Annotated in this window: 7 protein-coding genes; 2 read left to right on the top strand and 5 right to left on the bottom strand. The window is 60.7% G+C overall.

Annotated features, from left to right (window positions below):
• Positions 1-21: 21 nt before the first annotated feature.
• Genes MKR05_RS21895 through MKR05_RS21910 form a run of 4 tightly spaced genes read right to left on the bottom strand, consistent with a single transcriptional unit; the run spans position 22 to position 6,240 of the window.
• Positions 22-3,171: a CusA/CzcA family heavy metal efflux RND transporter gene (locus MKR05_RS21895; protein ID WP_101989846.1), complete on the bottom strand. Its 3,150-nt coding sequence runs from the start codon at positions 3,169-3,171 to the stop codon at positions 22-24.
• Between the two features lie 11 nt (positions 3,172-3,182).
• Entirely contained in the window at positions 3,183-4,448 is a 1,266-nt protein-coding gene (locus MKR05_RS21900; protein WP_101989845.1) for an efflux RND transporter periplasmic adaptor subunit, read from the bottom strand.
• Positions 4,449-4,492: 44 nt separating this feature from the next.
• On the bottom strand, positions 4,493-4,837 hold the full coding sequence (gene cusF, locus MKR05_RS21905; protein WP_023291814.1) for a cation efflux system protein CusF: 345 nt from the start codon (positions 4,835-4,837) through the stop codon (positions 4,493-4,495).
• Between the two features lie 17 nt (positions 4,838-4,854).
• Entirely contained in the window at positions 4,855-6,240 is a 1,386-nt protein-coding gene (locus MKR05_RS21910; protein ID WP_032454729.1) for an efflux transporter outer membrane subunit, read from the bottom strand.
• Between the two features lie 172 nt (positions 6,241-6,412).
• On the opposite strand from MKR05_RS21910, the gene cusR reads away from it, so the two are divergent.
• Together cusR and MKR05_RS21920 are read left to right on the top strand one after the other, a co-directional pair.
• The gene (gene cusR, locus MKR05_RS21915) at positions 6,413-7,096 is read left to right on the top strand and encodes a copper response regulator transcription factor CusR (RefSeq protein WP_004206716.1); all 684 of its coding nucleotides are present in this window, start codon (positions 6,413-6,415) and stop codon (positions 7,094-7,096) included.
• A complete protein-coding gene (locus MKR05_RS21920) occupies positions 7,086-8,528 on the top strand; it encodes a Cu(+)/Ag(+) sensor histidine kinase (protein WP_023291816.1) in 1,443 nt (480 codons plus the stop codon). Before cusR ends, MKR05_RS21920 begins: the two co-directional genes overlap by 11 nt.
• A 53-nt stretch (positions 8,529-8,581) precedes the next feature.
• Here MKR05_RS21920 and MKR05_RS21925 read toward each other — a convergent pair whose 3' ends face one another.
• Positions 8,582-9,703, bottom strand: a complete 1,122-nt coding sequence (locus MKR05_RS21925; protein ID WP_023291817.1) for a cupin domain-containing protein — start codon at positions 9,701-9,703, stop codon at positions 8,582-8,584.
• Positions 9,704-10,244: the final 541 nt, after the last annotated feature.

Below are 10,244 nucleotides of genomic sequence, written 5' to 3' on the forward strand. Positions count from 1 at the left end.
GACCGGCGTAAACGCGGTGGGCTAGCGGCCGCGCTTGCCACGATGCCGGGACAGCCACATCAGCTTATACGCCGCCGGAATAATAAACAGCGACAGCAGCGGGGCGGTGATCATTCCGCCAATCATCGGCGCGGCGATGCGGCTCATCACCTCCGACCCGGCGCCGGTGCCCCACAAAATCGGCAGCAGGCCGGCGATAATCACCGCCACGGTCATCGCCTTCGGCCGCACGCGCAGTACTGCCCCCTGATACAGCGCCTCGTCGAGCTTCCCGGCGCTGAAGGTCTGCGGGTTCTCCAGCGCCGGCTCCGCCTCGATGGCGTGGCGCAGGTACATCAGCATCACCACGCCAAACTCCGCGGCCACCCCGGCCAGGGCGATAAAGCCGGTACCGGTGGCCACCGACAGATGGAAGCCCATCCAGTAGAGGAACCAGATACCGCCCACAAGAGCGAACGGCACGCTGGCGATGATCAGCAGCGCCTCGCCGACGCGGCGGAACGCCAGGTACAGCAGCACAAAGATAATCATCAGCGTCATCGGCACCATCAGCTTCAGCTTCTGATTGGCGCGCTCCAGCAGCTCAAACTGCCCGGAATATGACACGCTGATGCCCGGCTTCAGCTTCACCTCCTTGCCGATGGCCTGCTGCAGATCGTGCACCACTGACACCATGTCGCGGTCGCGGGCGTCGATGTAGATCCAGCTGGTGGGGCGGGCGTTCTCGGTCTTCAGCATCGATGGCCCGCTGACCACCTTCACCTCGGCGACGTCGCCGAGGACGATCTGCTGCTTCAGCGGGGTGAGGATCGGCAGCTGGCGCAGGGTCTGCGGACTGTCGCGGTAGCTCTGCGGATAGCGGATGTTGATCGGATAGCGCTCGACCCCCTCCACCGTTTCGCCGACCATCGCCCCGCCGATAGCGGACGAGACGAACAGCTGCACGTCGCCGACGGTCATCCCGTAGCGGGCCGCCTTCTCACGCTGAATATCAATGTCGAGGTAGCGCCCGCCCACCAGCCGCTCGGCTAACGCCGAGGTCACGCCCGGCACGCTGCGCGCCACCCCCTCAATTTGCCCGGCGATGGCGTCGATATCGGCCAGGTTAGTGCCGGAAACTTTAATGCCGATCGGGCTCTTGATGCCGGTGGAGAGCATGTCGATGCGGTTGCGGATCGGCGGCACCCACAGGTTCGCCAGCCCCGGCAGGCGCACGGTTTTGTCCAGTTCGTCGACGATCTTCTCCATGGTCATCCCCGGCCGCCATTGATCCTGCGGTTTGAGCTGAATAGTGGTCTCCACCATCTCCAGCGGCGCTGAGTCGGTAGCGGTGTCTGCCTTACCCGTTTTGCCGAACACCCGCGCCACCTCCGGCACCGTCATGATCAGCTTGTCGGTCTTCTGCAGCATATCCGCCGCCTGCGAGGCGGAGATCCCGGGCAGCGTTGACGGCATATACAGCAGATCGCCCTCGTTGATCTGCGGCAGAAACTCGCCGCCGACCCGGTTAAGCGGCCAGACAACCGTCAGGATCGACAGGAGCGCGATCAGCAGGGTGGTCTTCGGCCAGTGCAGGACCTTCAGCAGCAGCGGATGGTAAATGCGGATCAAAAAGCGGTTCAGCGGGTTACTGCTCTCCGCCGGGATCCTGCCGCGGATCCAGAAGCCCATCAGGATCGGGATCACCATGATCGCCAGCAGCGCCGCTCCGGCCATCGACCAGGTTTTGGTGAAGGCCAGCGGGCCGAACAGTTTGCCCTCCTGGCCTTCGAGGGTGAAAATGGGGATAAACGACAGGGTGATGATCAGCAGGCTGATAAACAGCGCCGGGCCAACCTCCACCGAGGCATCGGTAATGATTTTCCAGCGCCTGTCGTTGCCGAGCTTCTCTCCCGGATGCTGATGCGTCCACTCCTCCAGCCGCTTGTGGGCGTTCTCAATCATCACGATGGCGGCATCGACCATCGCCCCCACCGCAATGGCGATCCCGCCCAGCGACATGATGTTGGCGTTGAGTCCCTGGAAATGCATCATGATAAAGGCGAAGCACAGGCCGAGCGGCAGGGAGATAATCGCCACCAGCGCCGAGCGCACGTGCCACAGGAACAGGGCGCAGACCAGGGCGACGACGATAAACTCTTCCAGCAGCTTGTGGCTGAGGTTATCGATGGCGCGGTCGATAAGCTGGCTGCGGTCGTAGGTGGTGACCACTTCAACCCCTTCCGGCAGGCTGCTTTGCAGCGACGCCAGTTTTTCTTTGACCGCCGAGATCGCTTCCCGGGCGTTCTTGCCGGAGCGCAGGATCACCACGCCGCCGGCCACTTCGCCTTCGCCGTTCAGTTCGGCAATGCCGCGGCGCATCTCCGGGCCGACCTGCACCCGCGCGACGTCGCCGAGATAGACCGGCACGCCGTTATCGCCGGTTTTCAGTACAATGTTTTTGAAGTCGTCGAGGGTCTGCAGATAGCCGCTGGCGCGCACCATATATTCGGCTTCCGCCAGTTCGACCGAAGAGCCGCCCGCCTCCTGGTTAGAGGCGTCCAGCGCCGATTTCACCTCGCCGAGGCTGATGCCGTACTGGGTCAGCTTCATCGGGTCGACGACAATCTGGTACTCCTTGACCACGCCGCCCACCGACGCCACTTCCGAGACGTTAGGAATGGTTTTCAGCTCATATTTTAAGAACCAGTTCTGCAGGGAGCGCAGTTCGGCGAGATCGTGCTTGCCGCTGCGGTCGACCAGCGCGTACTCGAAGACCCAGCCGACGCCGGTGGCGTCCGGGCCCATTTCGGCGCTGACCCCGGCGGGCAGTTTGCCCTGCACCTGGTTGAGATATTCCAGCACCCGCGAGCGCGCCCAGTAAGGATCGGTGCCGTCTTCAAAAATCACATACACATAAGAGTCGCCAAACTGCGAGAAGCCGCGCACCGTTCTGGCGCCGGGCACCGACAGCATGGTGGTGGTTAGCGGCCAGGTGACCTGGTTTTCGACGATCTGCGGCGCCTGCCCCGGATAGCTGGTTTTGACGATCACCTGTACGTCGGAGAGATCCGGCAGGGCGTCCACCGGGGTGTGGACGATGGTCCAGGTCCCCCAGAGGCTGAGAAACAGCGCGCCCATCATCACCAGGAAGCGGTTGGCCACCGAGCGGCGGATAATCCATTCAATCATTGTTCCGTTCCTCAGTGCGCGTGGGCGGCAGCGGCATCAGGGGCCTGCGCGCGCATGCGCTCCAGCGCGCCGGCGATATTGGCTTCCGAGTCGATCAGGAACAGGCCGCTGGCGACCACCTTCTCGCCCTCCTTCAGCCCGCTGCGAATGGCCGTGACGCCATTGGATTCATGGAAAACCTGGACCTGCTTCGGCACGAAGCGGCCCTCGTTATCCATGGTGATCACCCGCTGCTCGCTGCCGCTGTCGATCAGCGCTTTGGAGGGGATCAGCAGCATCGGTTCGCTGTCACTGGTCAGCTGCAGATAGGCGTTCATCCCCGGCTTCAGCGCTTCATCCGGGTTGTTCACCTGCAGGCGTAGCTGCAGGGTGCGGGTGGCACTATCGACGCTGGGGAGAATCGTCCATTTGCTGATGCGGAAGGTTTTGTCCGGCCAGGCGGGAACCTGAATGCGGAACTGCGAGACGTCTTTAATCAGCCAGGCGATGGACTCGGGGACCGCCACGCTGACCCACACCGGGTCCATACCCTGAATTTTCGCCACCACGTTATCTTTAGCGATGTTCATTCCGGCGCGCAGATCGAAGGCGGTGATCACCCCGTCGATGGGCGCCTTGAGGGTGAAGCGGGTCTGGATCTTGCGCGTGGCTTTCAGGCGGCGGATATCGTCGTCCGGCATTCCGGCGAGACGCAGCCGCTCGAGGATCCCCTCGACCTGGGTGGCGGTGCCGCCGGTCTCCTGCAATAGCAGGTATTCGCTCTGCGCTTCCACCCAGTCTGGGATGGTCAGTTCCAGCAGCGGCGTACCTTGTTGCACTTTGTCGCCGACGGTCAGGGGATAGACTTTATTGATAAAACCCGCCGCCCGCGCCTGCATAATCACGTACTGGTACTCGTTGTAGCTGATGTTGGCCGGGAAGGTCTGGGCGTAGCGCAGCGGCCCGCGGGTGACGGCGGCGGTTTTCACCCCGAGATTCTGGGTCTGCGTCGGGTCGATACGCACCCCCGGCGCACCGGCGGCGGCACTCTCCTCATCGGCGTATTTCGGCACCAGGTCCATATCCATAAACGGCGATTTACCCGGTTTATCAAAGCGGGTGTTCGGGTACATCGGGTCGTACCAGAACAGCACTTTTCGCTGCTGCTCGGCCGCCGGGGCGGCGGCGGTAGCGTCGAGGGGCGGCGCCATCCGGGTATACAGCGCTGCGGTGAGCGCGCCGCCGATCGCCATGCTGCCGAGGATCAGCGCCGTGTTTTTCAGTGTCAGGGATGCCATGTGTCGTCCATTCAGTTGTTGAGGAGCCTACCGTCGCCGGGCCATTAGTGGGCGCGGATATCCTGTAACAGCGACAGATTGCCCTGCTGAACGAAGGTGAAGTCCACGCTGTCGCCGTCCTTCACATTGTTGAGCTGGGTCTGCGGGGTGATGGTGAAGCGCATGGTCATCGGCGGCCAGTTCACCGCCGGGATGGCTTCGTGGGCAATGGTGATTTTTTTGCTATCCATATCAATGGCTTTAATGACCCCTTTGCCGCTGATGCTTTGCGTTTGCGCGGCGGCGGGCTGTTCGTGCATCGCCATGCCGGCGTGCGGGTCGGCGGCCTGGGCGGCGAACACCGCGCCAGAAATCAGAGTGAACAGGGCGACTTTAGACAGTGAATTCATAATCAAGACTCCTCGGGTTATTCCATCCAGCCGCCGCCGAGGGCGGTGAACAGGGTGATTTCATTTGCCTGACGGGAATAGTTGAGTTCCAGCAGGGTTTGTCGGGTGGTGAAAATGTCGCGCTGGGCGCTCAGCACTTCGATGTAGCTGACCGCGCCGTGGCGATAGAGCGCGGTGGCGCGCTGCAGGGTGATATTGAGTGAAGCGAGATAGCGCTCCTGGGCGGCGATCTGATCGGCCAGGCTTTGGCGCAGGGCCAGCGCGTCGGCCACTTCCTTAAAAGCGGACTGAATTTTTTGCTCGTAGTTGACCACCTGCTGCTGCTGGCGGATCTCCGCCAGATCGAGGTTGGCCTGATTGCGCCCGGCGTTGAAAATCGGAATGTCGATTTTGGGGATGAAGTTCCACATCGCGCTGCCGGCGTTAAACAGGCTGGCGAGCTCGCTGCTGCTGCCGGAGAGCGAGCTGGTCAGGGTGATCGACGGGAAGAAGGCCGCCCGCGCGGCGCCGATGTTGGCGTTGGCCGCCCGCAGGCTGTGTTCGGCCTCTAAAATATCCGGCCGCTGCAGCAGGATAGCTGAAGAGAGCGACGGCGGCAGGGTTACGCCTTGCAGGTCGACGGCGCTGCTGGCGCTATCGTCCGGCAGATGTTGATAACTACCGAGCAACAGCTGCAGAGCGTTATTAGCCTGCGCCAGCTGGCCCTGCCGCCTGGCGATCTCGGCGCGGGTGCTCTCGATCATCCCCCGCGCCTGCTCCAGCGCCAGGACGGTGGTGCTGCCGGTCAGCAGCTGTTTTTCAACGAACGCATAAGACTGCTGATAGTTTTGCAGGGTGTCGTTGGCCACCTGCAGCTGCGCTGCCGCCAGCCGCTGGTTGAAGTAGCTTTGTGAAACGTTAGCAATCAGCAGGATATGCACTGCGCGCCGTGCCTCTTCGCTGGCGAAGAAGTTCTCCCGGTCGGCCTCGCTGAGGTTTTTCAGCCGGCCAAAGAAGTCGAGGTCATAGTTGAGATTCAGCCCGGCGGCGTAATCGCTGCTGGTGGTGGTGTCGCCTTTAAGTTTGCCGCCGTAGGTGGTGCTACCGTCACCGTTCAATTGCGGGTAGCGGTCGGCATCGGTCACCCGATACTGGGCGCGGGCTTCCTGCACTTTCAGCGTCGCCATCCGCAGATCGCGGTTGTTGGTCAGCGCGGTGCCTATCAGGCTTTTCACCTGCGGGTCGACGAAAAAGGTTCGCCAGCCGGTCTCCTGATAGCTCGCGGTAGCGGGAACCAGCTTGTTCTGGCTGAGAGAGAACTGCTGCGGTACCGGCGCGGCGGGGCGCTGGTAGTCCGGAGCGAGCGAGACACAGCCGGTTAAGGCGAGTATCACGCTGAGGGTAAGAAGCGTTATTGGGCGCATGGCGGCAGACGTTTTCGACGATTTATCCATGGCGGCTACTTTACGTAGCGGCCTCTGTTCAGGACGTGACAGGAAAATGACAAAGCTGTCATTTTCCTGATATTTCATTGCTATCCGGAGGCGCTCCTCTAAAATTGAATACCCGCACAGAACGCGCGTGAAGGAGCCGGCGGTGAAGATATTGATTGTCGAAGATGAGAAGAAAACCGGGGAGTACCTGACCAAAGGGCTTACCGAGGCTGGCTTCGTCGTCGACCTGGCCGATAACGGCCTTAACGGCTATCACCTGGCGATGACCGGCGACTATGATCTGCTGATCCTCGACATCATGCTGCCGGACGTGAACGGCTGGGATATCGTGCGCATGCTGCGCGCCGCCGGGAAAGGCATGCCGATCCTGCTGCTTACCGCGTTGGGCACCATTGAGCATCGGGTGAAGGGGCTGGAGCTGGGCGCCGACGACTATCTGGTGAAGCCGTTCGCCTTTGCGGAACTGCTGGCGCGGGTGCGGACGCTGCTGCGCCGCGGGGCGGCGGTCATTGTCGAAAGCCAGTTTCAGGCGGCGGATCTCAGCGTCGATCTGGTCAGCCGTAAGGTGACGCGCGGCGCCACCCGCATCACCCTGACCAGCAAGGAGTTCACTCTGCTGGAGTTCTTCCTGCGCCATCAGGGCGAAGTGCTGCCGCGTTCGCTGATTGCCTCGCAGGTGTGGGATATGAATTTCGACAGCGATACCAACGCGATAGATGTGGCGGTGAAGCGGCTGCGCGCCAAAATCGATAACGACTTCGAGCCGAAGCTGATCCAGACTGTGCGCGGCGTCGGCTATATGCTTGAGGTGCCGGATGGTCGCTAAGCGCCCCTTTTCCCTGGCCACCCGGCTGAGTTTCTTTATTAGCCTCGCCACCATCATCGCCTTCTTTGCCTTCACCTGGATCATGATCCATTCGGTGAAGGCGCATTTTGAAGAGCGCGACGTTCACGATCTCAGGCAGCTCAGCACCACCCTGGAGACGGTCCTCGACCACGCTGACTACCCGCAGGCGCGGCGGCTGGAGATCGTGAAGAATATCATTGCGGGCTACGCCAACGTCTTTATCTGCCTGGACGATGGGCAGGGCAATATTCTGTTCCAGTCGCCCAACGGGCCGGATCTCAGCCATATGCTGAGTACGCCAGGCCTGGCGATGCAGCTGCGCGACGGGAATGTGATTTCATGGACCGACCCGCAGCCGCGGGCAATGGCGCACGATAATCATCAAATGGAGACCCGTGCCTGGCGGCTGATCATGCTGCCGCTGGGCAAGCAGGCGGATGGCAAGCCGGCGTACCATCTGCTGATGGCCTTATCCATCGATTTTCACCTGCACTATATTAATGAGCTGAAAGCGAAGCTGATTTCCGCCGCGTCGATAATCAGCCTGCTGATCATCGCCATCGTGCTGTTTGTGGTCTATCAGGGGCATAAGCCTATCCGCCAGATCAGCCGGCAGATCCAGAATATTACCTCGCGGGATCTCGACGTGCGCCTCGACCCGCAGGCGGTGCCTATCGAACTGGAGCGGCTGGCGCTGTCCTTTAACCATATGCTGGAGCGAATGGAGGATGTCTTTACCCGCCAGTCGAACTTCTCCGCCGATATCGCCCATGAGATCCGCACGCCGATCACCAACCTGGTGACGCAAACCGAAATCGCCTTAAGCCAGAGCCGCAGCCAGCCGGAGCTGGAAGAGGTGCTCTACTCCAATCTTGAAGAGTTCTCGCGCATGTCGCGGATGGTCAGCGATATGCTGTTCCTCGCCCAGGCCGATAACAACCAGCTGATCCCCGAACAGCGGGAACTGGATCTGGCTGAGGAGGTGCATAAGGTGTTTGAGTTTTTCGAGGCGTGGGCGGAAGAGAAAGCGGTAGCGCTGCGCTTTGACGGCAGCCCCTGCCGGGTGACGGGCGATCCGTTGATGCTGCGGCGGGCGATCAGCAACTTGCTGTCGAACGCGATCCGCTACACCCCGGCTGGCCAGGCGGTGACGATCGCGCTGAGCGAAAGCGCGGAGACGATCCGCCTGGTGGTGGAGAACCCCGGTACGCCGATTGCCGCCGAACATCTGCCGCGGCTGTTTGACCGTTTCTATCGCGTCGACCCCTCGCGCCAGCGCAAAGGGGAGGGCAGCGGCATCGGCCTGGCGATTGTGAAATCCATCGTCAGCGCCCACCACGGCAGCGTGGCGGCGCAGTCCGATCTGCGCTCGACGCGGTTTATTGTAGTGCTGCCGAAACAGGCGCAATAACGGCTGATAGCCAGCGGGCAGCGCCAGGCGGCTGCCCGTAGTCGTACCGCGGCTTACTCTTCGAAGTACCAGTAGCCTTGATTAATCAGGCGCGTCAGTTCGCTCACAAAAGCCGGGTTTTGCAGGCCGCTGCCGAGCTCCTCCTGGCCTAATGAGGTATAGCGGCATAATGCATCCAGCGCTTCGGCATCGGTGGTGTCCAGCTGTTCGCTATGCACGAAGAAGCTGTCGCCGATATGCAGAACGCGCAGGCCGCTCAGGCGAGAAAGTTTTTCGCCGCCCAGCAGCGCATCGACGACTTCCTCTTCTTCATACGGTGGTTCCGCCGGCGCAATATCCAGCTCGTGACGCGGGGTGGTGACGAAACTGCCGAACCACTGCTTGAAGTCTTCCGGCTGGCGAATCATGTCGATCATCATGCCGCGCAGACGTTCGAGTTCATACTCTTCAACCCGGCCCGGATGCTCGCGGCAGGTGAGGTCCGGATCGCTGTAGTGCTCGCCGCCGAGATCGTTCTCCAGCACATAGTCGGCGAAGCTGCTGATCAGGTCGCGCCCGTTGGGCCCGCGGAAACCCACGGAGTAGTTCAGCGCGGTTTCGTGGGTGATACCATCGTGCGGGAATCCCGGCGGAATATAGAGGATATCGCCCGGCTGCAGATCCTCATCAATAATCGGCGGGAACGGGTCGACGTGCAGCAGCGCGGGATGCGGGCAGAACTGACGCATCGGCAGCTTATCGCCCACGCGCCAGCGGCGGCTGCCCATGCCCTGAATAATAAAGACGTCATACTGATCGATATGCGGCCCGACGCCGCCGCCGGGGACGGAGAAGGAGATCATCAGGTCGTCCAGACGCCAGTCCGGCAGTACGCGGAACGGTCGCACCAGCTCGGCGGCCGGCATATGCCAGTGGTTTACCGCCTGGGCCAGCAGCGACCAGCCGGTCTCGCCCAGGCCATCGAAATGTTCAAAAGGTCCATTGCTGGCCTGCCATTTACCGTTGGCCAGACTGACCAGCCGGCTGTCGACTTCCGGCTCCATGGCTAACCCGGCCAGCTCGTCCGGCGTAATCGGGTCGACGAAGTCCGGAAACGCGTTTTTTAAAACCACCGGCTGCTTTTGCCAGTATTTCTCTAAAAACTCGGGCCAGTTAATGTTGAGTTGATAAGCCATCGATTATTACCAGTAAGAAGAAACGGGCCTGATTATAGAAACGGGGGCTGGGCGGGCGCTTTGTCGTGGGTCAAGAGTGGCGCTTAATTCACCATCGGCGCGATAATGGCGTTGGGTAAGAGAGAAAAATCACATTTTTGCCAAAAACCAATTTTCGAGTTAGCTACGCTGCAGGCCGCATGAACACTGGGATGGCGGCTTTAATGGTAGGAAGAGGAATAAGCGAAAAGTTCAAATAATGAGCGGTCGATAAGATTTTTCTATTTTAACCCTTGCTACTTCCGACGAACTCCCTATAATGCGCTCCCACTGACACGGCAGATGTGAATCACTTCACACAAACAGCCGGTTCGGTTGAAGAGAAAAATCCTGAAAAACGGGTTGACTCTGAAAGAGGAAAGCGTAATATACGCCACCTCGCGACAGAGCGCTAAAGCGCGTCGCAACTGCTCTTTAACAATTTATCAGACAATCTGTGTGGGCACTCAAAGTGACATGGATTCTTAACGTCCTCGGACGAAAAATGAATACCAAGTCTCAA

Source organism: Klebsiella sp. K5-204, from assembly GCF_030128585.1.
Lineage (GTDB): Bacteria > Pseudomonadota > Gammaproteobacteria > Enterobacterales > Enterobacteriaceae > Klebsiella > Klebsiella quasipneumoniae.

Coding starts and splice junctions, on each gene's coding strand:
- MKR05_RS21925 (WP_023291817.1), bottom strand. CDS start 9,703: ATGGCTTATCAACTCAACATTAACTGGCCCGAGTTTTTAGAGAAATAC.
- MKR05_RS21900 (WP_101989845.1), bottom strand. CDS start 4,448: ATGGCATCCCTGACACTGAAAAACACGGCGCTGATCCTCGGCAGCATG.
- cusF (WP_023291814.1), bottom strand. CDS start 4,837: ATGAATTCACTGTCTAAAGTCGCCCTGTTCACTCTGATTTCTGGCGCG.
- MKR05_RS21920 (WP_023291816.1), top strand. CDS start 7,086: ATGGTCGCTAAGCGCCCCTTTTCCCTGGCCACCCGGCTGAGTTTCTTT.
- MKR05_RS21910 (WP_032454729.1), bottom strand. CDS start 6,240: ATGCGCCCAATAACGCTTCTTACCCTCAGCGTGATACTCGCCTTAACC.
- MKR05_RS21895 (WP_101989846.1), bottom strand. CDS start 3,171: ATGATTGAATGGATTATCCGCCGCTCGGTGGCCAACCGCTTCCTGGTG.